Origin of the sequence: Phenylobacterium sp. (assembly GCF_030651185.1) — a bacterium.
Taxonomy (GTDB): domain Bacteria; phylum Pseudomonadota; class Alphaproteobacteria; order Caulobacterales; family Caulobacteraceae; genus Phenylobacterium.
Map to the genome: position 1 here is coordinate 245,593 of NZ_JAUSCJ010000013.1, position 23,899 is coordinate 269,491.

The window sequence follows — 23,899 nt, forward strand, 5'->3', positions numbered from 1 at the left end:
GGATCAGACGGCCTCGAGTTCGGCGGCAGGCTTGCGCGTGCGGGCGGCGATGGCCTGGGCGACGCCCTTGGCGCGGCCGGCGAAGGAGAGTTCGCTGCTGGCGATGATGTCCAGGCGGCGGCGCAGCTTGCCCACCGCGCCCTGGCCGTGGGCGCCGGCCAGGGTCCAGGCCTGTTCCGACATCTGGGCCGCGCGGCCGCCGAGGTTGGCCGCGGTGGCGACGCCCTCGCCGATCGTCCGCGTAGTGAGCGCATAGGGGCGCTTGTAGTGCTCGTGGCCGGGGCCGAGGTCATAGGTGATCAGGCCCATCTCCGGCATGGCGGCGATGGCCCGGCCCAGGAACACCTGGCCCGGCGACCAGGCGGAGAGCTCCGGATCGGTCGACGCGATCCACGGGTGATAGACGCCGCCCTGGCGGATGCCGAAATGCCCCGCCACCAGCCGATCGCCGGCATAGAGGTTGACCATCAGGCCCTGGAAGTCGCCGTCCTGGCGCTCGAACAGCAACTGCAGCAGGCCCTGGGTCCAGTCGGCGTTCAGGAAGCCGTGGGCGCCGGTGCGGGCCAGTTGCTCACGCTTCCAGCGCAGCAGGGTCTCGAAGGCCGCCGGGTCGCGGTCGGCGCCGCGGATCGACAGCTCGCCGACCTCGCGGTCCAGCTTGTGGTCCAGGCGGCGATAGTTCTTGAACCGCTTGGGGCTGGCGGCGCGCAGGGCCTCCAGATAGGCCTCGGCGGTGGTCTCAAGCTCGATGACGAAGCTCTCGCGTTCCACGGCGCCAAAGCCGTTGAAGGCGTTGTTCGGGTCGGTGAGACCGGTGAAGCGGTAGACCGACAGGCCGGCCGCGGCCAGGGCCTCGTCGGCGTCCAGGCCCCGCTCGGCCACCAGGCCGTGATAGTCCGAAAGCGGGGCGCCGATGGGCCGCGCATAGCTGCCCGGACGGCGGTGATAGGCCAGGAAGCCCGCGGTGCGGCCCGGCCAGCGCCAGACGGTGACCCGCGCGTCGCCGCGCACCTTGCCCACCGCGATCGCGAAGTCCGGCCCCATCAGCGGGTTGGCGAATTCGGGACGGCTGGCGCACAGCGACCGCCAAGTGGCGATGTCGGTGTCCGAAAGGTCGCTCGGATGGAAGGTCTCGGCGGTCAGCATGGTCTTAAGCCCTAGCTTGTCCCGGTTAGGGAAAGGTGGACTTCAGCGCTGCAAACCACATGCCTCAACACGTGTGCCAGTTCGCGTCACAGGCGAACTAGGTGAATGAATTCCTAAGGATGGCCTCAAGCCATTCGACGTCGACCTCATCGAAGGCGGCGAGCTCGGTGGAGTCCACATCCAGCACGGCGATCAACGCTCCGGCGGCGTCGAACACGGGGATCACCACCTCGCTCGCCGACCGGCCGTCGCAGGCGATATGGCCCGGGAAGGCGTGGACGTCGGGGACAAGCTGGGTCTGGCCGGTGGCCGCCGCCGCGCCGCAGACCCCACGGCCATAGGCGATGCGCAGGCAGCCGAGCGTCCCCTGATAGGGGCCCACCACCAGCTCACGCTCCCTCTCCGGGTCGACGACGTAGAAGCCGGTCCAGAAAAAGTGATCGAAACTGGCGGCCAGCATCGAGGCGATGGTGGCCATCCGCGCCGTGCGGTTGGGTTCGCCGTCCAGCACCGCGGCGATCTCAACCGCCACCGTCGCATAGCGGGCGGCCTTGTCGTCGGGCAGGGTCAGGTCGTTGAAGGCTTCGGCCATGGGGGCCGTATATAGGGCTTTAGCCCACCGCCACCAGCCGCCGCGCGCTCTTGCGGCTCACCACCGCCTCGAGATTGCGCCCGATGCGGTCGGCTTCGCCCGCCTCCATCTCGGTGTGGTTGAGCAGGTTGCGAATGGCGTCGAAGTGAATCTCGATCACCGCCGGATCGCACGCCTCGGGGCCGCCCATGGCGTCGACATAGGTCAGCATCGACTGGGAGGCGCGCTCGACCGTCCGGTCTCGCACCTGGCGGGCGCGGAAGCTGGTGTGCTGCATGACCCGGTAGATCATCTGCAGGGTGGCGCGATCCACGCCGCCGCGGGCGGTGATCAGGCGGCGCATGGCCTCCAGTTCAACGCTTATGGTCTCGCGGGCGATCTCGCGCTCCACCTCATCGGCGACCTCCTCGGGATCGCAGGTGCGGCGCAGGGGCCCAGAGTAGTTCAGCTCGACCTTCCGGCGGCGGTCGGGGCCGACATAGGCCTCGCTGATGATGAAGGGCCGGGGCCGCCTCAGCACCAGCTGGATGCGCGACAGCAGGGCGGCGGGCGTGAAGGGCTTGATGACGAACTCATTGACCCCGGCGAGGCGGGCGACCTGCACATCGCGCTCGCTGCGCTGACCGGTGACCATCACCACCGGCACTTCGGGGTTGGGCACCAGGGGGTCGGGATGGATGGCCCCGCGGCGGATCGACCGCACCAGCTCCAGCCCGTCCATCACCGGCATCGACCAGTCGGTGAAGATGATGTGCGGGCACCGGTGGCGCAGCAGTTCGCGCGCGCGATTGCCGTCCGGGGCGGTGTAGACCTCCCCCACGCCGCCCGCCCGCAGGACATCGGTGATCAGGCGCAGGGTGTTGGAGTGGTCATCGACCACGAGAATCTTCAGACCCGACAGATCGTCAGGCGTCAGGTTCGAACTTGGCAGCAGTCGTTGCGAGCTCATCGGCCCCGAAAATCCCCAACCCTTGGCGAACATGATCGATGAGCGTTGAGATCGGGTTTATGCCCCAGCTCTCATTCGCGATTGCCGGCCGGTCTCAGACGGCCGCCAGGGCTTGGCGCATCGCGGCCACGAAGCCACCATCCGCCGCCGGATCGAACGGTCGGGCGGTGGCCCAGTCATAGACCATGAAGGCGGGCATCCGCCGCTTCTCGTCGGGTTCGTCAGCGTAGCGCGGGATGATGTGGCTGTGCAGGGCAGGCTCGCTGTTGCCCAGGGTCTCGTAGTTGATCCGGTAGGCGCCGGTCACCGCCAACAGGGCGTCGCCAATGGCGATGGTGTCGAGGCTGTAGGCGACGCGGCCGGCCTCATCCAGGTCGTTCAGGCTCTCGACGACGGGATCGGCCAGCAGCAGGACATAGCCCGGCAACGGCTGCACATCGCCGATCACCAGCCAGCCTGAGGTCATCTTGACGATGACATAGGGGTTCTCGCCCCGCCGGGCGGCCTCGACACGATCGGCGATCAGATTGGCCAAGGATCAGCTCCTATCGGATGGCATGGGCAGCCAGGGCCTCATAGTGCGGCTGGGCCAGGTCGGCGATGCGCTGGAGATCGTCGGAAAGCCTGGTCGCGCGCGCTTCCCCAGGCGGCTCGAAGCCCGTGGACCGCTCGACGGCGTCATACCAGGCCGGCGCCCAGACCCCGTCGGTGTCGCGCGGCCCGGCGGGCCAGGTCAGCATCTCAGGCCGGAACGGGATGGCGAGCGCCGCGCACAGGGCGCGCAGCACGCGCTCAGGATCGGCCAACACATCGCGGCCCTCCACCACGGGGGGCGCGACACCCCGGCGGTCAGCCTCGCGCTCGAACAGCTCCCGCTGCCGCACGATGCCGATGTCGGCCAGGGTCACCTCGGCGCGCTTGACCGTATAGGAGGCCAGGACGGCGGCCGGATCGCGGATCAGGAAGGCGCTGCGGCAAGCCTGCGTCCAGTCCAGGCCGACACCGTCGAGCATGTGGTGGGTCATGTGCTTCTGGTAGAAGATCGCCCGGCCGCCCGGCGCCGGCCCGGCCATGGCCGCGGCCACCTCGCGCCAGTCCTGGGGTTGCGAGGCGAGCACCTCATCGCGCATCGGATGGGCCAGGCCGGTCGCGGCCAGATAGGCCGCGTAGAACGGCTCATCCACGACAGCAGCGTCGGGCCGGTTCTCGAAGCTGCGCATCATGGCCGTGGAGATGTTGCGCGGCCCCGACCACATGGCGATCCGCACGGTCTCCGTCATGCGCCCTGCGCGTCCTTCAGCTCCTCATAGGCCGCCCGCAGCGCGGTGGTCACGGGACCGGGCAAAGCCGCCGGAAGGACATGGCCGTCGATCTCCCGGACCGGCGTCAGGCCGCCGAAGGTGCCGGTCACGAAGGCCTCGTCGGCGTCATAGACATCGTCCAGGCTGAAGTCGCCGAGCGTGACCGGGACGCCCTTGGCGCGGCACAGCGCGATGACATTGCCCCGCGTCACCCCGTTGAAGCAGAAGTCGCCGGTGGAGGTCATCACCCGCCCGTCACGCACGAAGAAGAAGTTGGTGGCGTTGCAGCTGGAGACGAAGCCGCTGGGGTCCAGCATCAGCGCCTCGTCGCAGCCGGCCTCGATGGCCTGCAGCAGGGCGGTGATCAGGTTCAGGCGGCTGTGGGAGTTCAGCCGCATGTCGAACATCTGGGCCGGGGTGCAGAGGATGCTGGAGGTGAACAGCGACAGCCCCCGGGTCACGATTTCCGGGCTGGGCGACTTGTATTCCGCCGTGATGACGATGGTGGGCCTGCCCAGCCAGTTGCGCGGGTCCTGGTTGGCCGCGGCCTTCTCGCCCCGGGTGATCATCAGGCGCAGGTGGGCGCCATCGGTCATGCCGTTGCCGTCCAGCAGCTTCCAGATCTCGGCGGTGAGCTGCTGGCGGGTCAGGCCGATGTCGAGCGCGATGGCCTTCAACCCCGCATAGAGCCGGTCGAGATGAGCCTCCAGGAACAGCAGCGTTCCCTTGTGCAGGCGAAGGCCTTCCCAGACCCCGTCCCCCAGGACAAAGCCCGCATCGAACACCGACACCTTGGCGTCCTCGCGCTTGACGAGATCGCCGTTGAGATAGAGGCGCGCCGCCGCATTGCGCGGATCGACGGCGAAATCCTGACTGCCTGCCATGGCGTGAAGTTGTAGGGGTGGACTTGAGACGCGGCTAGACCAGGAAGCACCAGATGACCCACGGCATCGGCGGATCAACGGCGGAAGAGCAACTCGCCGACCTGACGCCCTGGCCCAAGGCGCCGGCCATTGGCCCGCAGGAGCGCGCCGCCCGCATCGCCCGCGCCCGCGAGCTGATGGGCCAGATCGGCGCGCAGGCCCTGATCATCGGGGCCGGGCCGTCCCTGCGCTACTTCACCGGCGTCGCCTGGAACGCCACCGAGCGGCTGGTGGCCCTGGTCCTGCCGCTCACCGGGCCGCTGAAGATGATCTGTCCGCGCTTCGAGCTCGGTTCGCTGCAGGCCGCCCTGCTGGTGGAGGCCGAGCTGCTGCTTTGGGAGGAGCATGAAAGCCCCTACGCCCTGACCACCCAGGCCCTCGCCGGCCTCGGCGCCAAGTCCCTGGCCATCGACCCCGCCCTGCCCTTCTTCGTCTTCAACGGTCTGCGCCTCGCAGCCCCCGACCTCGCCCTGCTGGACGGCGCCCCGGTGGTCGACGGCTGCCGGTCCATCAAGTCGCCGGCCGAACTGGCCCTGATGTCCCAGGCCAAGGCCATGACCCTGGAGGTCCACCGCCGCGCGGCACGCATCCTGGCGCCGGGCGTCACCACCACCGAGGTCCGCCGCTTCATCGACCAGGCACACCGGGCGCTGGGCGCCGACGACGGCTCGTCGTTCTGCGCGGTGCAGTTCGGGGTGGCCAGCGCCTATCCCCACGGCCTGCCGGGCGAGCAGCAGCTGGTCCAGGACGACCTCGTGCTCATCGACACCGGCTGCCGGGTCCAGGGCTACAACTCCGACATCACCCGCACCTACGTCTTCGGCCAGGCCACCCAGGAGCAGGCCCGCGTCTGGGAGATCGAGAAGCGCGCCCAGGCCGCCGCCTTCGCGGCGGTAAAGCCCGGCGTGCCCTGCGAGGAGATCGACGCCGTCGCCCGCCGCGTCCTGGCCGCCGAGGGCTTCAGCCCCGACTACGACCTACCCGGCCTCCCCCACCGCACCGGCCACGGCATCGGCCTCTCGATCCACGAGGCGCCCTATCTGGTGCGCGGCGACAAGACCCCGCTGGCGGTCGGCATGTGCTTCTCAAACGAGCCGATGATCGTCATCCCCGAGACCTTCGGCGTGCGCCTGGAGGACCACTTCCACGTCACCCAGGACGGCGCCGCCTGGTTCACCCAGCCCCAGGATAGCCTCGAGGCGCCGTTCGGCCGCTAGGGCAGGTGCTCATGATGGCGGGCAGGGTCCGCCTCCGGCGCGGAGGCCAATGCCGGCTTCCGACCCATTGCGGACATCGACTTCCATCGACATCATCGCTGATCGCTGGGGGAATGCGCATGTCAGTAGGTGATTGGCTACTCTCGCCGAGAGACGTCACAGCTACTCTGCCAACCGACTCCGAGGTGATGAGATTCGCTTACGCTCTGCGCCACGGGACAATGAAGGTCGGTTTGTACGCTCCGGTTGGCGAGGATACCCAGACGCCACACAAGCAAGACGAGCTCTACGTAATCGTGTCTGGGAGCGGCTTATTCGAGAAAGAGGGAGAGCGTCATCCATTCACCACCAATGACGTCATCTTTGTCCCTGCGGGCGAGCACCATCGGTTCGTGGACTTCACCGCCGACTTTTCTGCCTGGGTGATCTTCTGGGGCGTCGAGGGCGGTGAGCGCGGGGCGGAGTCGAAGGTCAACTAACCACCCGACGCTGACCTGTATTCGTTCGGGCGGCCGCCTCACGACCAGATGGGTCGTCACTTAGCTTGGCGCTGGAATGTCGAACGAGACTTGCCGGGTGGGTTGACGCGCAAGTGCGCCGGACTTCAGCACCGTCGTCGCGCCCCTCTCTGAGATGGTCGCGACCGCGGGAAGGTCGCTCTTGTGACTGACGATCGCCAGGGCCCCTGTCCGGTTGGCGGCGCGCGCCGTGTCGGGGCCGACATTGGCCGGCGCGCTCAACTCTGCGGTCGGCCCGTCATAGATCAGTTGCTGAACTGAGAAATCGCTCGACCCTGTGGCATAGACCAGGCGACCATCCGGCAGGAGCGCTTTGAAGTTGGCGGCGAGATCGCGCCCCTGCAGGAGGCGCGACGCGGCGACAGAAGCATCCGACAGACTTGGCTCGTCTGCGCCTCGCACCGGCAATGTCAGGACCAAGGCTGAGACGTCCTCCGAAAGCTCCGGGAAACGAGTTTCAAGCGACAAGTAGGTTCTGATTCCGTCGCGCTCCGTCGACCAGCCCCCGGAACAAAAGCCGATCAGGTTCTCGGAACTCACGCTCAGCCCGCGAAGGCCAGGCAGGTAGACTTGAGAGACAAGCTCGACCTGCCCGTCTGCCGCGATTTGGGCGACCTGGAAGAAGAAGGCCTGACGATAGGCGAGATTGTGAATAGGGCGTCGGTCGTTTGTCTCCACCGGACCTCGCCCGACGCCGACCACGACGCCTTGTCCGTCAGGCCGGTAGACCGGCCAGCGGTAGAGAGCGTCCGCGGAGTCAAGTAAACCCCGGACGTCCCACGTGGCGAGGTCGATCTCGGCGACCTGAGAAATGCCGCCGTAGAATGGCGGAGTTCCCGTCAGCAGCAACTTGCCGCCATCCGGCGAGAAGCACGGGTCGCGAAGTTTTATGATCGGGTTGGTGTGCTCAATGCGCGTGATCGAGCCGGCCTCCAGGTCAATCAGCTCGATCTGGCGCCCAGGCCCGAGATTTCGGCAATAGGCGATCCGATTGCCGTCGTCCGAGTAGGCGGCCCCGTCATCGCTGGCATGGCGGGCAAGCTCACGGTAGGTTTCCTTGGCTTGGCGATCTGAGCGCCAGTCAGGCGCCGTCACAGGATCTAGCCAGTTATCGGCATCATCCGTGCTCCCAAGCGCGCGGCCGCAACCGCTCAACGGCTGTGACAACAGGGTAAGACCCACCAGAACAGCTCTACGGTGGGGTGATCTAACGGTGATTGTCATTGGTAAGCCGCCTTCCTGTCGTTCGCCGCGACGATTCGTGACGCAGAGAGCGACGCGAACTGTATGTCCGAAGCGGCGACTTTACTTGCCGGCAACTGCCCAGGTCGCCGTGCTGTTGGTGTTGGTTGGGGGATCGCCACGATGGGACCGGAGAAACTTGAACGCCGGAGCCGGGCGCATGAGGCGGCGGCGACAGCCCTCGCGGCGTTCAGCGACGGCGACCTAACGGTCCTGTTGGACGCGGCGGACTGGCGGGTCAACTTCCATGGCAGCGAGAGCGCGATCCTGGATTTCGCGGGCCACAGGGTGTTCGCCAAGCGCATGGCCTTGACCCGGCGCGAGCTCGGCGCCGGGCCGGCGGGAAGCGTCACCGCTGATCTCTTCGGCCTGCCCAGCCTCTACCAATATGCTGTGGGTTCGGCGGGTTTCGCTGCGGGGCGGGAGCTGGCGGCCGCCCGGATGACGAGCGGCTGGGCGCTGGCCGGAGCGTGCCCACACTTTCCGATCCTGCACCATGCGCGAGTGCTGCCGCGCACGGCGCCGAAGCTCAGCGAGCGGCAGCAGGCCTGGCTGGCGCGGATCCCGGCGTTCTGGTCGGGAAACCCGGCGATCATCGCCAGGGTAGATGAGGTGACCCGCGCGCCGGCCAATATCGTGATGATCCATGAATTCGTAGGCCGGGACCTGGAGACCTGGCTGCAAGCGGCGCGGCCGAGGGGCGCGAAGCTCGCAGCCGCGCATGATCAGTGGATGGGCGCCGTCGCCTTCATGAACAGGCAGGGCCTCTTCCACTTCGACCTGCACGCCCGCAACCTGTTGACCGACGGCGAAGACCTCTACCTCGCCGACTTTGGCTATGCGCTTGGGTCGGGGTTCGATCTCTCAGCGGAAGAGCGGGCGTTCCTGGCCGCCCACGCCGACTATGACAGCGCCTATGCCCGCTGGGCCTATGCCCGGTGGCTGAAGGCGGCGAAGCGGCGCCCGCCGGCCGTGCGCCCGATCCTCGCCCGCGAGGCGCCGGTGGCGGCGATCATGGACGCCTTCCTGCTCGCCTTGCCTGGCACGAAGGAGGCGCCGGCGTCGGGATATCCGGCGCAGGCGGTGGGGGCGGCGCTGGCGGAGTTGGGGGTGGCGTTAGGTGAGCGGCTCACCGTGTGAGAGCGTTGAACGGCAGCTCTCCACCCTTCTCGGAAGTTCGGAGGGGCTGCTCCCGGCGATCAGGTCGAACGTCCGCTGTCGGGCTCGCGTCCGACTTCTGCATCCGACCCAAAAGCGACGTTGGTGACGTCGGCTTCAGCCGGTAGCTTGGCCGCAGACGAGGCGATGGAAACGCATAGGTATGGATGATGAGAAGCTCGGCCGGTTGGTCGAGGCTATGTTTCAGCATAATCAACGTGGTCGCCTAGTGGGCGCGTCGCCGCTGCTGCACGTCGTGAGGACACCTGATGGCGCAATCTGCCGGTGCCACGCGAATATGCCGGATTCCACGGCGGCCCATTTGACGGCGTTGGCGGCCTCGCCCCGAGGCAGGCCGGGGAAATGGGCAGAAGAATACGCGCGGTACCTGTCGTTGGCGGCAGATGTATCCGCCCTCACAGCCGTCCGCGCCGGGCCGCTCTTCTGCTTCCCCGAGAGCTTAACCAACTATCCCGACTGCATTACGATCGGGAGAGGGAACTCTGGCCTACTCGGGGGGGCCCTCGACGAATGGGTGGAGGACGCCGAGAACGGAGCGCTGATGGTTGCAGCGATGGTGGATGGACGAGCAGTTTCCGTCTGCGCAACCGTGAAATCATCCGAGACTGTCCATTGTGCCGGTGTCGAGACGGCACCGTCCTATCGTGGGCGAGGTCTCGCGGAGCGCGTTGTGATGGGTTGGGCAAAGCTTGTCCGCGCCAACGGCGCGGAGCCGTACTACGCAACCACTTTCGACAACATCGCCTCGCAGAAGGTTGCCGCGCGCCTCGGCCTCACCCTCATCGGCAGCGAGTTCTCTGTCTATGGCACCCTTGCATCCTGACGGCCTAACCACCCAGTGGTGAAGTTCAGAAGGTCCGCAGCCGGGCTCAAGGCCGAATGTCCGCTTTCAGGGGTGGGCTCAACCGGTGACCGGAGCCGATCACCACCGGACCGTGGCGAACGTCCTTCCTGTCCTCTAAGATCGTGCTCGGATGAGACGATGAAGAAGTGTTGCTCGGATAGATCGGCAACAGCGCAGTTAAGCGAGGATTTTGATGCACAGACGGCTCGTTATGACTGGTCTAGCATCAGCGCTGGTTGGCGGTGTCGCGACACAGGCAATCGCGGCGACACCTGCTGAGGTGAGCGCTGCATTCGCTGAGGCCGCCGTGGATGTGTGCCTAGAAGCGTCTCTGAGCGGCGGCGGAATCCCCGGCCTGCCGCCGGCTGTTCGTGCCCGACTGACCGTTGCCAGCCCTGAATTGCGGGAGATGGTGAGGACGCCGAACCCGAACGGAAACATCTGGGAAATTGCCTCCGCGCGCGGACTGATGGTGATTTCAGAGCCTTCGCCCGGCGAGTGCGAAGTCTTCACCTATGGCGCTCCGGTAGAGCGCACGTTCAAAACGACTATGGCCGCCGCCCGCAAGAAGGTACCAGCCCTCAACCCGGCCCCCGTGAGAACCGGTTATGATCCGATTGTGCGCCGCCTGGAGACACCGGAAGGGCCCGCCGGGGTCACCCTCGAACTCCGTGGGGCAGAGCCTGGAGCACCCGGACACCTGTTCCGGTTCAGCACGCTGACCGCCAAGACGACCCGCAAGCTCGGGCGATGACGCAAATCCACGGACGTCTGCACCCCACCCATCTCTGACATTCCCAGGGTCAGCTTGTCGGTCGTCGCCGCCGCGGCGTCGCTGCCTTCCGCTTTTGAGGACACGCCCTGGAGCATCTTGCGGCGAAGCTCGACCCGTGACTTTAGGGGCCTATGCCGCTCTATCCCGCCACCGCCGCCGACCTGCCCGCCATCGTCGATCTGGTGAACTCCGCCTATCGCGGCGAGACCTCCCGCCAGGGCTGGACCACCGAGGCCGACTATCTGGAGGGCCAGCGCACCGATCTGGCGACCCTGACCCGCGATCTCGCCGAGACGCCGGGCGCGGCGCTGTTCATGTGGCGCGACGATCCGGACACGCCGCTGCTGGGGACCGTCTGGCTGGAGCCGGCGGAAACCGGTGTCTGGTATCTGGGCATGCTCACCGTGCGCCCCGACCTCCAGGCCCGGCGCCTGGGCCGCACCCTGCTGCACGCCGCCGAGGCGGTGGCTGAGCGCAAGGGCGCGCGGCGCATCCGCATGACCGTGGTCAATATCCGCGACACCCTGATCGCCTGGTACGGCCGCCGCGGCTACGACCCCACCGGCGAGACGCGGTCCTTCCCCTATGGCGACAACCGCTTCGGCGATCCCCTGCGGGATGATCTGGCCTTCGTCGTGCTGGAGAAGGCGCTGTAGCCGATCAGACCTCGCCGGCCTTGGCCAACCCGTCCAGCCGCGCCGACAGCCGCTCGAACAGCGCCACCGGCTCCACGCCCACGGAGCGAGCGACCTTGTAGAATTCCAGGGTGTCGATCCGCCGCTGACCGGTCTCGATCATGCAGACGTGGCTGGCGGTCTTGCCGATCCGCGCGCCGAGCCGCCGTTGGCTGACGCCGGCCGCCTGCCGCGCCTCCACCAGGATTTCCCGCAGCAGCTGGTACTCGTCGCTGAACACCGGGTTCGGTTGACGACCCTGCATCATTCTCTCCTCACCGCCGCGACATTCGTTTGCACTACATACTATTATCGTGCGTGCGCCAAGGCGGACATGAGGCGCCGGCGGACGCTACGCGATCTCGAAGGTCACGGTGGAGCGGCCGAAATCCAGGGACACCACGGCGAACTCGGCCATCAGGTCCATGCCCAGCACCAGGGCGGGCTTGTCCGCCAGGCCCCACAGGCTGAACACCGACAGGTCGGCGAACACCACCGGCACGTTGCCCAGCTGCACGCCGCCCACCCGCAGGAACGGCAGGTAGAGCATATCCCCCACGAAGGTCTCCCCGGTCACCGAGACCATGGTCACCTTCTCCAGCTTCCCCTCGATCCGCGGGTCGAGCAGCTTGCGCAGCGTGGGATTGCCGAGGGAGAGCTGGGCCCCGGAATCGATCATGCAGCTGATCGGCTTGGCGCCCAGGTCGGCGTCGACGATGGTCAGTTGCCCGATGCGCTTGCGGGCGGGCACCACCACGCTCTTGCTCGTGCTGACGTCGCGCCGGGAACTGGTGATGGCGACGTGCTTCTCCGCCATGTTCAGCACCAGGCGCTGACCCCGCAGCCAATCGACCGCCAGCAGGCCCTCGATATTGGTCCCCACGAACGGCAGGACCGGCACCTTCACCGCGCGCTGGGCGCGGGTTCCCACCTGCAGGCGATCCACCAGCACGCTCTGGCGGGTGCGCCGGCCGATGATGGTGTTGACCACCACCTTGTCCCCGTCCGGCAGGGCCAGCCTGGCGGCCAGGGTCGTGGAGATGCACGAGCGGTTGGCGCCGGTGTCCACCATGAAGTCGAAGGGACCCTGGCCGTTGATCGTCACCGGAACCGTGATGCGCGCAAAGGCGTCCTTGCCGCTGGCGACCTGGGTGGGCTCGAGGCTCGCCTGATCGTCCGGCGTGATGGCCGGGGCCGCCGCGGGCGGGGTCTGGGCGTGCGCCAGACCTCCGCCCATCAGCAGGGCGCCGCCCAGCGCGGAGGCCGCGCCGCGCCGCGTCAGCCCCTCATCCATCGCTAGGAAAGACCCTTGCTCGGGTTGATCAGGTACTTTTCGCCGGTGGCGCGGCGGTTGTACCCTGCCATGATCTCGGGGTTCAGGACCTCGGCCAGCGAGATCTCGTGCGAATAGTGGCTGGCGAAGGTGGTCTTCAGCTCGTCCAGCACCCGCTGGCGCAGCTTGCCGGCCGCCTCGGCGCCGACCTTCATCAGGAACGGCGTCAGCAGCCAGCCGCCGAGACCCCACGACATGCCGAAGGCTCGGTTCAGCTCGGTGGGTGAGGTGTTCAGGCCGCCATAGATGTAGACCTGCTTGTAGGTGGTCGAGCCATAGCGGCTGTAGGTCTTGGCCGTCATGTTGGCGGCGACCTCCATCCCGCTGAGGATCTGGCCGGCCAGCTTGCCGCCGCCGATGGCGTCGAAGGCCAGCGTCGCGCCGGTGGCGGCCAGCGCCTTGATCAGCTCTTCCATGAAGTCGGGCGCGGTGGAGTCCACGACGTACTTGGCGCCGATGTCCTTCAGGATCTTGGCCTGCTCGGCGCTGCGGACGATGTTCACGAGATCCACGCCGTCCTTGAGGCAGACCTTGTTGAGCATCTGGCCGAGGTTGGAGGCCGCGGCGGTGTGGACCAGGGCCTTGTGGCCCTCCATCTTCATGGTCTCCACCATGCCCAGCGCGGTCAGCGGATTGACGAAGCACGAGGCGCCGTCGGCGGCGGTGGCGCCGGCCGGCAGCACCAGGACGTCGGCGGCCTTCAGCAGGCGATACTGGGCGTACATGGCCCCGCCCAGCATGGCGACGGTCTTGCCCAGCAGGTGTTGCGCGTTGGCGCCGGCCTTGATCACCTCGCCCGCGCCCTCGTTGCCGACCGGCATGGACTCATCGGCCCGCGCTGCCATGGCGCGCATGAAGTTGGGCTGGATGGGGGCTGTCGTCACCGGACGGTCGGCCGGGCCCGAACTCTTGGCCTGGGCGACATCGATGGGGCCCAGCAGCAAACCCAGATCCGAAGGGTTGATCGGCGAGGCCTGGACCCGGACCAGGATCTCGTCGGGGCCGGGATCGGGGTGCGAGACCGTGGCCAGGGACAGTTCCAGCTCGCCGCTGGACTTCACCAGGGAGCGCAGCTCCAGCCCTTGAGTTTCGTTGCTCATCTGCGTTTCCAATCCCGTGTTGTGGTCTTTTTCGCGCTGCAAGCGCGTGTCGCCTTCACTTAGGGGTCGCAGAGCCCCGTTGCGAGCCCGACCTGCAAATTCTCAAGCCTGTTCGCCAATCTCTAGCCTTCTCCGCTTGCGGGACAGCTGGCTGGTCAGGGACCGCTTGGATGAGGCGGCGCACTCCGCTCTCAGAACAGCAACTTCCGTCATCCCGGGCGACCCGCAGGGGAGACCCGGGATGACGTCGTGGGTTCAGTTGACGCTATCGACCCTCACCTACGCGCGTCCTCGATCATCATGCGGGCGGCCTTCTCGGCGATCATCATGGTGGGCGAGTTGGTGTTGCCCGAGGTGATGGTCGGCATCACCGAAGCGTCGGCGATCCGCAAGCCGGCCACGCCATGCACCCGCAGCCGGGCGTCCACCACCGCGCCGGGGTCGCTCGCCAGGCCCATCCTGGCCGTCCCCACCGGGTGGAAGATCGTGGTTCCCAGGGTCCGCGCCGCCGCCAGCAGCTCCTCGTCGCTCTGCGCCTGCGCGCCCGGCCGCCGCTCCACCGGCGAGAAGCGCGCCAGGGGCGGCTGGGCGACGATCTGGCGAACCAGGCGCATGGCGTCCACCGCCACCTGCTCATCCTGCGGCGTGGAGAGATAGTTGGGCTGGATCAGCGGCGCTGCGGCCGGATCGGCGCTGGCGGCATGGATGGAGCCTCGGCTGGCGGGACGCAGGTTGCAGACGCTGACGGTGATGGCCGGCGCCACGTGCAGCGCCTCCCCGAACCGCTCGAGCGACAGGGGCTGGACGTGGAACTGCAGGTTGGGCGTCGCCTCCTCGGGCGAAGACCTCGCGAAGGCGCCCAGCTGCGACGGCGCCATCGACATCGGCCCCCTGCGGAACAGGGCGAACTCCACCGCCATCAGCGGCCGGCGCCACCACGAGGCATAGAGCTCGTTCATGGTCGGCACGCCGGTAACCCCGTAATAGGGCCGGATCTGCAGGTGATCCTGCAGGTTCTCCCCCACCCCCGGCAGATGCCGCGCGGTCGGGATCCCCAGCGCCGAAAGCCGTCCGCCGTCACCGATCCCCGACAGCTCCAGGATCTGCGGCGTGCCCACCGCGCCGGCCGCCAGCACCACCTCGCCCTCGGCGCGGGCCTCGAAAGCCTCGCCCCCTTGGGTCCAGGCCACGCCCACCGCGCGGCCGTCTTCGATGATCACCCGGCTCACCTGGGCGCCGGTCACCAGCTTCAGGTTCGGCCGGGTCAGCACCGGCTTGAGGAACCCCCGCGCCGCGCTCCAGCGCCGCCCGGCCTTCTGGTTCACCTGGAAATAGCCGACGCCCTCATTGTCGCCGCCGTTGAAATCCGCGACGGCCGGGATCCCCGCCAGCTCGGCGGCGGCGGAGAAGGCGTCCAGCACGTCCCAGCGCATGCGCGGATGCTCCACCCGCCACTCGCCGCCGCTGCGGTGGTGGTCGCCCTGCGGGGCGATATGGTCCTCCTGGGCCAGGAACAGCGGCAGGACATCGTCCCAGCCCCAGCCGGCGAGCCCCATCTGCCGCCAGCCGTCATAGTCGGCGGCCTGGCCGCGCATGTAGATCATGGCGTTGATGGCCGAGGAGCCGCCGATCACCTTGCCGCGCGGATAGGCCAGCTTGCGGCCATCCAGCCCCGGAATAGCTTGCGTCTCGAACATCCAGTCGGCGCGCGGATTGCCGATGGAGAACAGGTAGCCCACCGGGATGTGGAACCAGATCCAGTCGTCCTTGCCGCCGGCTTCCAGCACCAAAACCCGCGTCTTCGGGTCCGCCGACAGCCGGTTGGCCAGGACGCAGCCGGCCGATCCGCCGCCGACGATGATGTAGTCGAAGGGATCCGACATCCGCCCTAGTCGTAGTTCATGAAGGCGCGGGCCTGCCGGTCGGCGATCCGCGCCGCGCGGAAGGTCAGCTCCGGCAAGGTGGCCTGGATCAGCCGGAAACAGGGCTCCACGGCATGCTGCGTGGTGCAGACCAGCTTGGTGCCGCCGCCCATCAAGGGGCCAGACCGCGGGATCACCGCCACCGGATAGAGGTTCGGCGCCTGGCGCAGGCTGTCGATGATCCCCTCGGTGACGTCCGGGAACCAGTCGTGCAGGTAGTCGTCGATGACGACGATGCCGCCCTCCACCAGGTGGCTGGCAGCCAGCTGGATATCGTTGAACACCGCCTCATAGGCGTGGTCGCCGTCGATATGGACAAAGCGCGCCGGGGCGCCCAGCAGTTCGGCCCAGCCGGCCGGGTCGATGGTGCGGGAGTCGGCCTTGGCGAACCGGATGTTGGCCACCGTATGCGGGCCGACCACGCGGTTCAGGTGGTCCACCAGCACCTCGGCGATATCGCCCTCGAAGACGTCCACCCCCACCAGCCGGTCTTCACCGGCGGCCAGGGCCATGCCGACGAAGGTCTTGCCATAATAGGTGCCGATCTCGGCCAGCGAGCCCCGCAGGCCCGCCTGCAACTGCCAGGACAGCAGGGTCGAGAAGGTGCGCGCCGAACGGGGCGAGATGAAGCCCGCCACGCTCTCCATGCCGCCGCCGGCCGCGAACCACGCCTCGTGATCAGCCATGCCCCAATCCCCTGAGTCGCCATGACCCGCGCCTTGAGCGATACGGTTTGGCGTCGGTGGTGACAATGCGCGACAGGGAGCGGCCATGCGAGAGACCAGATCCGATCCCGCCATCGCGCCGGGCGCGCGCCGCGCGGGCATGACCTGGATCCCCGGCGGCGCCTTCCGCATGGGCTCCGACCATCACTATGCCGAGGAGGCGCCGGCCCGCGACGCGGCGGTGGACGGCTTCTGGATCGACACCGCGCCGGTCACCAACCGCCAGTTCGCCCGCTTCGTCCGCGAGACCGGCTGGACCAGCTTCGCCGAGACGCCCCCTGACCCCGCCGACTATCCGGGCGCGCCGCCGGAAACCCTGGTGGCCGGCTCCCTGGTCTTCACCACCACCGCCGGTGCCGTCGCCCTGGACAATCCGGGCGCCTGGTGGTGCTACTTGGCCGGCGCCGACTGGCGCCATCCCCTGGGACCGCAGAGCAGCCTGTCGGGCCTGTGGGAGCACCCGGTGGTCCACGTCGCCTGGGCCGACGTCGAGGCCTACGCCGCCTGGGCCGGCGCCGATCTGCCCACCGAGGCCGAGTGGGAGTTCGCCGCGCGCGGGGGCCTCGCCGACACCGAGTTCGCCTGGGGCGACGAACTCAGCCCCAACGGCAAGCTCATGGCCAACACCTGGCAGGGACCGTTCCCGCATCAGAGCACGAAGCCCCGGTTCCGCACCTCGAAGGTCGGCAGCTTCCCGGCCAACGGCTACGGCCTGTCCGACATGATCGGCAACGTCTGGGAGTGGACGCGCGACAGTTGGTCGACGCACGCTCCCGCCGCCTCGACCTGTTGCGCCGAGGCCTTTGATCCCGACGCCCCCACAATCCCGCGCAAGGTCCTGAAGGGGGGCTCACACCTCTGCGCGCCCTCCTATTGCCGCCGCTACCGCCCCGCGGCCCGCCACGCCCAGAGCATCGACAGCTCAACCTCCCACGTCGGCTTCCGCTGCGTCGTCCGCCCCTGATCAAGCAACGCCATTGTTGAGATTGACTCGCAAGTATGCGCGGTCCATCTCTTGAGAATGGTTCGCAAGACAGGTGGGAGATCGACATGCAGCGGTTTGGCGACATGGCGGCTCCGCGGGATGAAGCCGAGGACGAGACGCCGCGCAATCCGCTGAGCCCGGCCGAGCGGCTGCTGTTCGCCGCCCTGCGCGGCTGGGCGGGCCTGCGGGCGGCGGGGCGGCCGCCTCAAGACGAGGTCGTCCCCTTGCTGACTCAAAAGGCCTCGGCCCGCGCCTCGGCGCTGTTCGTGGCCTGGATCCACGCCATCGAGGCGGCCTGCCGAGGGCCCCTGCAGATCGAATGTCCCGGTTGCGGCGGAGCCTTGGCCGACGCCCAGCGCCTGATCGTCGCCTGCGGCGTCTCCCCCGTCGCCCCCGACATGGCCCACGCGCTCCTCTCGCCGCTGCTCTTCGACACCCAGCTGGTGGTGCAGATGGGGCGCCGGTTGAACGCCGCGCTGGCCGCCGACGGCTGGCCGCTGCCGGCGCGCCTCGCCGACCCCCAGCCCGTCCCGGACGAACCCGTTCCCCGGACCGGGGCGCTGCCCACCCTCCACTAGCGCAAAGCCAGTTGATCGACGTCAAGGGCGCCGCGCCGCGAGGCGCTATGGAGGAGAGGAAGGAAGTTCCCGATGACCTCAAAGCCCAACGATCTGAAGCATCCGATCCGCGACGGATTCGGCTTTCTGGTCGCCGCCGCCATGGCGGTGGTGCAGCTCTTCACCCCCACATCGCGGCGGTCGGCGGACGCCGCCAAGCAAGAGGCGGCTGAGGACCCGGAATCCGGGGGCCTGAAGAAGCGTCTCGCGCCCTACCCCGTCGAGGACTGACCAGGAGGATCTAGCGGGCCGCCAACGTCTCCCAGGCAAGCCACACAGCGACACCGCCCAGGGCGAGGGCGAAGCCACGTTGCAAGGTCCGCGCGCCGCCGTTTCCCGAAGCGCCCGAGAGCGCCGGCGCGAACTGCGCCGCAGTCAGGACGATGGCGGTGTGTATCAACACGCTGATGAGGATGTGAGCGCCCCCAAGCCACAGAACCTGCTCCGTCAGGTGTCCCAGCCGCGGATTGGTGAACCCCGGCAGCAGGGCGATGTAGAAGACCGCCGCCTTGGGATTGAGAAGATTGGCCATCAGGCCGCGAAGGAAGTGGCGGATCGCGGGAAGCTCCCCCGCCGCCCCGTCCGCACCGCCACCCGACCTCGCGCGCCAGGTATCGACCGCCAGCCAGGCGATGTAGCCGATCCCCGCCCATTGAAGCGCCTGATACAGACTGGGTATGAGCAGGAGAATATTCGTCAGCCCGACCGTCGCCGCCAGCAGATAGAGGGCGAACGCCGTGGTCACGCCGACGATGGTGGCCAGCCCCGCCCCGCGTCCCCAGCGGCTTCCGACGATCGCCAGGTAACCCATGTTGGGGCCGGGCGTCAGTTCGATCAGAACCACGGTCAGCAGGAAGCCGGGGAGAAGCTGTGGATCGAGGGGAATGGGGACCTCCTGCCGGATCGGCCGCGAACCCGCGGCGCTGATGAAACCTCACCGGGCGCCGGACCGAAACGCGATGCCTTGAGGTGCGTCAATCCCCAAGGCGGCCGCCTCCGTAGCTCTACTTAGGGGGAGGTCCCGAATTTCGGCCTCGCCTCACAAGCCTTAGCCATGGGTCATCGAACAAGGGAACTTGCTGATGCCCCAGACGCACCGCTTCGACGACACCACCATGACCCGCATCGCCGAGCCTCGCGAGGTGTCGGCGGACATCATGATGAGCATGGGTGTCCGCATGGCCTTCGCAAAAGACGAAGAGATCTACGGCCAGGACGAAGAGGCCGACCTGATCTATCGCGTCGTCAGCGGCGCGGTGCGCACCACCCGGGTGATGAGCGACGGACGCCGGCAGATCGGCGGCTTCTACTATCCCGACGAGATGTTCGGCGTGGAGGCCAGCGGCCACCACCGCTTCTCGGCCGAAGCCCTCAGCGACTGCGTCATCCTGGTGGTCAAGGCCTCGGCCCTGCGCGCCGTGGCCGGCGAGGAGGCCTTTGGCCGAATGACCTGGGCCGCCACGAACCGCGAACTGGACCGCACCCAGGACCACCTGCTGCTGCTGGGCCGCAAGACCGCGGCCGAGCGAGTGGCGAGCTTCCTGATGGATCTGGCCAACCGCCGCGCCACCGAGTCGATCACCCTGCCGATGGGCCGCCAGGACATGGCCGACTATCTGGGCCTGACCATCGAGACCGTCTCCCGGATGCTCACCCAACTCCAGAGCGCCCTGGTGGTCGAATTCGCCGGCGCCCGCAGCTTCAGGATCAGCAATCGCTGCGCCCTCGCCCGCATGGCCGAATAGAGCCAAGCCAACCGCGAGGTTTCGCCGTGAGCTACAAGACCCTTCTGGTTCATGCCGAAGCCGATCCGGCCGCCGCCCCACGGCTGGCGACCGCCGCGGCCCTTGCCCAGCGCCTCGACGCCGCCCTGCTGGGACTGGGCGCCGAGATGTACGACTGGATGGCCGTCAGCGACCCCTACGGGTTCGCGGCGCCCGACTGGACCGACATCGTCCGCCAGCAGGTGGAGGCCGATCTCGTAGCCGCCGAGCGTCAGTTCCGCCAGGCCGCCGCCACCGTCCAGCATGACTGGGGGATTTCCCACGAGGCGCCGGCCCTGGCGCTCGCGCGAATGGCGCGCTCGGCTGACCTGATCATCGCCGGCGGTGCGCCGCTCGACGGCGCGGCGAGCCTGCGGGCCGCCGACACCGCCGACCTGATCATGACCAGCGGCCGCCCGGTCCTGGTGGCGCCGCCCACTGGCGGAGAGCTTCGCGCCGAGCGGGTCGTCGTGGCCTGGAAGGACGGCCGGGAAGCGCGCCGCGCCGTCGCCGACGCCCTGCCCTTGCTCAAGCGCGCCGAGGAGGTTGTCGTCATGGCGACCTGCGCCACGCCCGAGATGGAAGACGCGCAGGCCGCCACCGCGGCTGTGGCGCAGCACCTGAAATCTCACGGCGTGACAGCTCGGGCCTGCGCCCGGATCGCGCCCGCCGACCGCGCCTGCGCCGAGCTCAACATCGAGGCCCAGGCCCTGGGCGCCGACCTCATCGTCGCCGGAGCCTACGGCCATAGTCGCGTGCGCGAATGGATACTGGGCGGGGTGACCCACACCCTGCTGCACCAGCCCGAGCGGTTCGTGCTCTTCAGCCACTAGAACCAAGGGCCAGGTGGAGCCCGGTTAGCCCGCTCAGGCCCAGTCGCCACCTCCATCAGATCGGATTCATCCCGCCCGGGCGTCGGCCCGAGGCGGGATGTCGCAAGCTTTGCCTAGTGGGAAATCAGCAGGGCGGTCGGCGGATCGCTGACCATGTCATGGCTCACCCCGCCCAGGACCAGTTCCTGAAGGCGGCCGCGGCCAAAGAGCCCCATCACCACCAGATCGATGTCCAGCGCCTTCACATGGCCGCGCAGGATGGCGGCGGCCGAGGCGTCGTGACTGCGATCGATGATGAGCTTGGCCTCACGGCCGTGGCGCTCCAGGTGGCGTTGCAGCAGGCCGTCCGGACCGTCTTCACCGTGCGGCGACACCACCAGGATGTGGACCTGCTCGGCGCCCATCACCAGGGGCCAGGCGTCGCGCAGGGCGCGCGCGGACTCTCGTGTCCCCTTCCAGGCGATCAACACCCGCTTGCCCACATTCCGCGTGACCCCGTGCTCGGGGACCACCAGCACCGGGCCGCCGCTCGTCAGGCCCAGATCGGCGGCGCTGATGGTGTGCTGGCCCAGCGCCGCGCAGGCGATGGTGGGGAAGACGGTCAGGTCGAACCGTCGCGCGCAGGCCGACATCGGGGCGGTGAAGTCGCCATCGATCACCATCCACTCGGAGGACACCCCGGCCTTGGCGGCGGCGGCCTCGAAGATCTCGCGACCGCGTTCCGAGGCTTTCAAGGTCGCCGAGGCGTGGTCCTTGAGGATCGAGTCGATGTCGCTGGGCGACATGTAGGCCAGGGCTTCCCCGGCCATGTAGTTGCGCAGGAACGCGCTCTTGAGGAAGACGCCCCCCAGATGCGCCCTGGACCGCAGCGCCAGCTCGGCGGCCGCCGCGGCCCGCGCCTCTGACGCCAGCGTGTCGTCGATATGAACAAGGATGTCGCGATAGGTCATGGGCTCGCCTCCGGTTTCTTTCATCCTGGCCGCCCGGCGAAGGGCTCGCCTTGATCCCCGTCAACGGCCGATCAATGCGACATCAGGACCGGAAGCTGGGCGCGGCGAAGCATGTGTTCGGTCGCCCCGCCGAGGATCACCTCGCGCAGCCGCGAGCGCCCATAGGCGCCCATGACCATCAGGTCCGGGGCGGTCCGCGCCAGGTAGCTGTCCAGCACCCGGCTGATGAACTCGCCCTGCGCGTCCACCTCGTCGATCACCGCCTCGATGCCGTGGGCCTGCAGGTGACGCGCGGCGTCCTGCGCCAGACCCGCGGTCGCCGAGGCCTTTTCGTTGAGGATGGTCAGGACCCGGACCTGCCGCATGCCGCGCAGGATCGGCAGGGCGTCGGCCATGGCCCGCGCCGCGGGGACGCTGCCGTCCCAGGCGAGCACCGCCACGCCGCCGGCCAGATTGGCGCTGACCTTTGCGTCGCTCCGCATCAACAGGACGGGGCGGCCAGAGTGGAAGATCAGGGTCTCGGCGACGCCGTCCTGCCCATCCAGGGCGCCGCCCACCGGCACGATGCAGAGATCGCGGGCCCGCGCCCGCTGAGCGACATGCTGCGCGAAGCTCGGCAGCTGGGTGGTCTCCAGCAGCACCCCGCGGAACACGCCGCGGCTCTCCGCGCGCGCCTTGAAGCGGTCCAGGCCATGGGTGCAGGCCGCCAGGCTCCGGGCCTCCTCCTCCCGCGCCATGTCGGTCAGGCCGATCAGGTGCTCGGCGATGATGTTGCTCCGCACGGGGATCGAGAGGCGCAGGGCCAGGGCCGTGATCTGGCCGCCCAGGAGGGCGGCCACGTCGACGGCGGCGTCGATGGCGGCGTCCGAGGTCGGCTCGGGATAGGTGTCGATGTGAAGCAGGATGTCTTGCAGGCTCATGGTGCGCTCCAATGCTTGGGTGAGCATCGCATCCCGGGCCTCGGCCGCCTTGACCTATCGCAAGCGCGGTGTCGGCCAGACCAGCAGCAACAGCGGCGTCAAGGCGGCGACGGCCAGCAGCGCCAGCCCGGCCAGCCCGGCCGGCGTGACGAAGGTGTTCAGGCCCTCGCGGCCGTCGGCCATCAGGAGAGACGCCGCGCCCTCGCCCACCAGGACCAGGCAGGCGCCGATCAGGCCCATGGCCGCGCGGTCGCGCCGACGGCCTCCAATCCAGTTGCGCCGGTCCATCCAGCGAACGGTGAGGATCATCACCGCGATCAGCAGCGGGGCCTCCAGAAACACCGCCGCGAACGGCCCGATCAGAGGCGTCACAAGCAGCGCGCGCAGGGGACCGAGAATCCATCCGCTGGCCAGCAGGGCCATGCCGTAGGCGATACCCAGCATCCAGGGCGCTGGGGTCGGAGCCGGGGCCGGGGCCGGGGCCGGGGCCGGGGCGAGCGGAAGGAACACGGCCGGGACCATGTCAGGACTTCGTCTGATCGTCGTCGCCCATGCTGCGCATCCGGCCATAGGCCAGCGCGACGATGAAGGCGGTGAATCCGGCGATGACCATGGCGAGGTAGGGGGTGATGTGAAGGGACGACATTTGAGGGCTCCTAACTGATCCGCACAGCCTGACCTGGGCGGTCGCCGCCATCCTTGATCGAGGTCAATCGGTCTAGCGGCCGACCGGCGCGCCGGAGGCGCGGCAGGGATATTCCGCTTCCACGGCTTGGCGTATCGCCTCGGCGGCGGCCTGGGGACGGCGCCGAGGGTCGCGCGCAACGCGGTCCATGACACTGTCGCGCATCATCTCGGCGGTCAGGCCCTTGGGAAGACAGAGGGTGTGCCGCGCGGCCGGCCGGCGCGCCTGGCGCGCCAGCAGTTGATCCAGGGCGCCCACCAGGTAACCGAGACACAGGGCCGAGGAGTCGTCCTGCGGCTCACACAGGACCATCAGATCCTCGGCGCTCACGAAGCCCTGAACACCGGGGGGCGGCGACGGGATCGCCGTCGCAAGCGAAAGGAGCAGGAGCCAGTTCATGCCCCAAGGCTCACAGGGATCGCCCTGATCCGCCTTGATCCACCGCAAGCTTGACCCAGATCAAGGGCGATCTCCGCCGCAGACCCTAAGGGAGAACGAGGCCAAGTTGGCCCGACCAATGCGAGCTTGCGAAATGGATCTCAGGGCCCCCTTCCGCCGCGCCATGGAGCAGATCCATGCCGAGGGACGTTACCGGGTCTTCGCCGACCTGAAGCGTCACCGTGGAGCGTTTCCGCGTGCGACCTGGACGCGGGATGACGGCGCCTCGTCGGAGGTGATCGTCTGGTGCTCCAACGACTATCTGGGC

At 68.4% G+C, this 23,899-nt stretch carries 29 protein-coding genes and 1 pseudogene; 12 read left to right on the forward strand and 18 right to left on the reverse strand.

Annotated elements, in window-relative coordinates; genetic code table 11:
* Window positions 1-3: 3 nt before the first annotated feature.
* The 6 genes from Q7J39_RS06355 to Q7J39_RS06380 form a co-directional block, all read right to left on the reverse strand.
* Complete coding sequence (locus Q7J39_RS06355) at window positions 4-1,146, reverse strand: GNAT family N-acetyltransferase (protein WP_304821574.1); 1,143 nt, start codon at window positions 1,144-1,146, stop codon at window positions 4-6.
* 97 nt (window positions 1,147-1,243) lie between these two features.
* Window positions 1,244-1,738 (reverse strand): GAF domain-containing protein, encoded by a 495-nt coding sequence (locus Q7J39_RS06360; RefSeq protein ID WP_304821576.1) that lies wholly within the window; start codon window positions 1,736-1,738, stop codon window positions 1,244-1,246.
* A gap of 19 nt (window positions 1,739-1,757) precedes the next feature.
* Complete coding sequence (locus Q7J39_RS06365; RefSeq protein ID WP_304821578.1) at window positions 1,758-2,687, reverse strand: response regulator; 930 nt, start codon at window positions 2,685-2,687, stop codon at window positions 1,758-1,760.
* A gap of 94 nt (window positions 2,688-2,781) precedes the next feature.
* Entirely contained in the window at window positions 2,782-3,222 is a 441-nt protein-coding gene (locus Q7J39_RS06370) for an HIT family protein (protein ID WP_304821580.1), read from the reverse strand.
* A 10-nt stretch (window positions 3,223-3,232) separates the two neighbouring features.
* Window positions 3,233-3,967 (reverse strand): hypothetical protein, encoded by a 735-nt coding sequence (locus Q7J39_RS06375; RefSeq protein WP_304821582.1) that lies wholly within the window; start codon window positions 3,965-3,967, stop codon window positions 3,233-3,235.
* Window positions 3,964-4,872: an aminotransferase class IV gene (locus Q7J39_RS06380; RefSeq protein ID WP_304821584.1), complete on the reverse strand. Its 909-nt coding sequence runs from the start codon at window positions 4,870-4,872 to the stop codon at window positions 3,964-3,966. The genes Q7J39_RS06375 and Q7J39_RS06380 overlap by 4 nt, the downstream gene beginning before the upstream one ends.
* Window positions 4,873-4,925: 53 nt before the next feature.
* Here Q7J39_RS06380 and Q7J39_RS06385 point away from each other — a divergent pair, with 53 nt between their 5' ends.
* On the forward strand, window positions 4,926-6,128 hold the full coding sequence (locus Q7J39_RS06385) for a Xaa-Pro peptidase family protein (protein ID WP_304821586.1): 1,203 nt from the start codon (window positions 4,926-4,928) through the stop codon (window positions 6,126-6,128).
* Between the two features lie 221 nt (window positions 6,129-6,349).
* A complete protein-coding gene (locus tag Q7J39_RS06390) occupies window positions 6,350-6,607 on the forward strand; it encodes a cupin domain-containing protein (RefSeq protein WP_304821588.1) in 258 nt (85 codons plus the stop codon).
* Between the two features lie 60 nt (window positions 6,608-6,667).
* Here the strand turns inward: Q7J39_RS06390 and Q7J39_RS06395 are convergent, their stop codons facing one another.
* Entirely contained in the window at window positions 6,668-7,828 is a 1,161-nt protein-coding gene (locus Q7J39_RS06395; protein ID WP_304821591.1) for a hypothetical protein, read from the reverse strand.
* Between the two features lie 105 nt (window positions 7,829-7,933).
* Between Q7J39_RS06395 and Q7J39_RS06400 the strand changes: the two genes are divergently transcribed.
* The 4 genes from Q7J39_RS06400 (at window position 7,934) to Q7J39_RS06415 (ending at window position 11,342) form a co-directional block, all read left to right on the forward strand.
* Complete coding sequence (locus Q7J39_RS06400) at window positions 7,934-9,028, forward strand: hypothetical protein (protein ID WP_304821593.1); 1,095 nt, start codon at window positions 7,934-7,936, stop codon at window positions 9,026-9,028.
* A 181-nt stretch (window positions 9,029-9,209) separates the two neighbouring features.
* On the forward strand, window positions 9,210-9,890 hold the full coding sequence (locus Q7J39_RS06405; RefSeq protein WP_304821595.1) for a GNAT family N-acetyltransferase: 681 nt from the start codon (window positions 9,210-9,212) through the stop codon (window positions 9,888-9,890).
* 301 nt (window positions 9,891-10,191) lie between these two features.
* A complete protein-coding gene (locus Q7J39_RS06410; protein WP_304821598.1) occupies window positions 10,192-10,665 on the forward strand; it encodes a hypothetical protein in 474 nt (157 codons plus the stop codon).
* Between the two features lie 152 nt (window positions 10,666-10,817).
* The gene (locus Q7J39_RS06415; RefSeq protein ID WP_304821601.1) at window positions 10,818-11,342 is read left to right on the forward strand and encodes a GNAT family N-acetyltransferase; all 525 of its coding nucleotides are present in this window, start codon (window positions 10,818-10,820) and stop codon (window positions 11,340-11,342) included.
* A gap of 4 nt (window positions 11,343-11,346) precedes the next feature.
* On the opposite strand, the gene Q7J39_RS06420 is transcribed toward Q7J39_RS06415, so the two are convergent.
* The 5 genes from Q7J39_RS06420 to Q7J39_RS06440 all read right to left on the reverse strand — a co-directional run bounded on the left by Q7J39_RS06420 (window position 11,347) and on the right by Q7J39_RS06440 (window position 16,401).
* Window positions 11,347-11,625 (reverse strand): helix-turn-helix domain-containing protein, encoded by a 279-nt coding sequence (locus Q7J39_RS06420; RefSeq protein ID WP_304821604.1) that lies wholly within the window; start codon window positions 11,623-11,625, stop codon window positions 11,347-11,349.
* An 87-nt stretch (window positions 11,626-11,712) separates the two neighbouring features.
* Window positions 11,713-12,654, reverse strand: a complete 942-nt coding sequence (locus tag Q7J39_RS06425) for a retroviral-like aspartic protease family protein (protein WP_304821607.1) — start codon at window positions 12,652-12,654, stop codon at window positions 11,713-11,715.
* A gap of 2 nt (window positions 12,655-12,656) precedes the next feature.
* Window positions 12,657-13,793 (reverse strand): zinc-binding dehydrogenase, encoded by a 1,137-nt coding sequence (locus Q7J39_RS06430; RefSeq protein ID WP_304821610.1) that lies wholly within the window; start codon window positions 13,791-13,793, stop codon window positions 12,657-12,659.
* Between the two features lie 275 nt (window positions 13,794-14,068).
* Window positions 14,069-15,676 (reverse strand): GMC family oxidoreductase, encoded by a 1,608-nt coding sequence (locus tag Q7J39_RS06435; RefSeq protein ID WP_304821614.1) that lies wholly within the window; start codon window positions 15,674-15,676, stop codon window positions 14,069-14,071.
* Between the two features lie 5 nt (window positions 15,677-15,681).
* Window positions 15,682-16,401, reverse strand: a complete 720-nt coding sequence (locus tag Q7J39_RS06440) for a class I SAM-dependent methyltransferase (RefSeq protein WP_304821617.1) — start codon at window positions 16,399-16,401, stop codon at window positions 15,682-15,684.
* 85 nt (window positions 16,402-16,486) lie between these two features.
* Here Q7J39_RS06440 and Q7J39_RS06445 point away from each other — a divergent pair, with 85 nt between their 5' ends.
* From Q7J39_RS06445 to Q7J39_RS06455, 3 genes are all read left to right on the forward strand, one after another.
* Entirely contained in the window at window positions 16,487-17,404 is a 918-nt protein-coding gene (locus Q7J39_RS06445) for a formylglycine-generating enzyme family protein (RefSeq protein WP_304821621.1), read from the forward strand.
* A gap of 86 nt (window positions 17,405-17,490) precedes the next feature.
* Window positions 17,491-18,003 (forward strand): hypothetical protein, encoded by a 513-nt coding sequence (locus tag Q7J39_RS06450; protein WP_304821624.1) that lies wholly within the window; start codon window positions 17,491-17,493, stop codon window positions 18,001-18,003.
* 72 nt (window positions 18,004-18,075) lie between these two features.
* Window positions 18,076-18,273, forward strand: a complete 198-nt coding sequence (locus Q7J39_RS06455) for a hypothetical protein (RefSeq protein WP_304821627.1) — start codon at window positions 18,076-18,078, stop codon at window positions 18,271-18,273.
* Window positions 18,274-18,283: 10 nt separating this feature from the next.
* Here the strand turns inward: Q7J39_RS06455 and Q7J39_RS06460 are convergent, their stop codons facing one another.
* Window positions 18,284-18,886 (reverse strand): LysE family translocator, encoded by a 603-nt coding sequence (locus Q7J39_RS06460; protein WP_304821629.1) that lies wholly within the window; start codon window positions 18,884-18,886, stop codon window positions 18,284-18,286.
* A gap of 238 nt (window positions 18,887-19,124) precedes the next feature.
* On the opposite strand from Q7J39_RS06460, the gene Q7J39_RS06465 reads away from it, so the two are divergent.
* Window positions 19,125-19,787 carry a helix-turn-helix domain-containing protein gene (locus Q7J39_RS06465; protein WP_304821632.1) on the forward strand — a complete coding sequence of 221 codons (663 nt, stop codon included), beginning with the start codon at window positions 19,125-19,127 and terminating at the stop codon, window positions 19,785-19,787.
* A 26-nt stretch (window positions 19,788-19,813) separates the two neighbouring features.
* Complete coding sequence (locus tag Q7J39_RS06470) at window positions 19,814-20,638, forward strand: universal stress protein (RefSeq protein ID WP_304821635.1); 825 nt, start codon at window positions 19,814-19,816, stop codon at window positions 20,636-20,638.
* A gap of 113 nt (window positions 20,639-20,751) precedes the next feature.
* On the opposite strand, the gene Q7J39_RS06475 is transcribed toward Q7J39_RS06470, so the two are convergent.
* The 5 genes from Q7J39_RS06475 to Q7J39_RS06495 form a co-directional block, all read right to left on the reverse strand.
* Window positions 20,752-21,588 (reverse strand): universal stress protein, encoded by an 837-nt coding sequence (locus Q7J39_RS06475; RefSeq protein WP_304821637.1) that lies wholly within the window; start codon window positions 21,586-21,588, stop codon window positions 20,752-20,754.
* Between the two features lie 71 nt (window positions 21,589-21,659).
* Window positions 21,660-22,508 (reverse strand): universal stress protein, encoded by an 849-nt coding sequence (locus tag Q7J39_RS06480; protein ID WP_304821640.1) that lies wholly within the window; start codon window positions 22,506-22,508, stop codon window positions 21,660-21,662.
* Between the two features lie 54 nt (window positions 22,509-22,562).
* A complete protein-coding gene (locus Q7J39_RS06485) occupies window positions 22,563-23,030 on the reverse strand; it encodes a hypothetical protein (protein WP_304821644.1) in 468 nt (155 codons plus the stop codon).
* A 1-nt stretch (window position 23,031) separates the two neighbouring features.
* Window positions 23,032-23,154 carry a hypothetical protein gene (locus Q7J39_RS06490; protein ID WP_304821647.1) on the reverse strand — a complete coding sequence of 41 codons (123 nt, stop codon included), beginning with the start codon at window positions 23,152-23,154 and terminating at the stop codon, window positions 23,032-23,034.
* A gap of 72 nt (window positions 23,155-23,226) precedes the next feature.
* Window positions 23,227-23,592 (reverse strand): Rap1a/Tai family immunity protein, encoded by a 366-nt coding sequence (locus tag Q7J39_RS06495; protein WP_304821650.1) that lies wholly within the window; start codon window positions 23,590-23,592, stop codon window positions 23,227-23,229.
* Between the two features lie 133 nt (window positions 23,593-23,725).
* Between Q7J39_RS06495 and Q7J39_RS06500 the strand changes: the two are divergent.
* Window positions 23,726-23,899: pseudogene (locus Q7J39_RS06500) on the forward strand (5-aminolevulinate synthase); the annotation flags it as partial.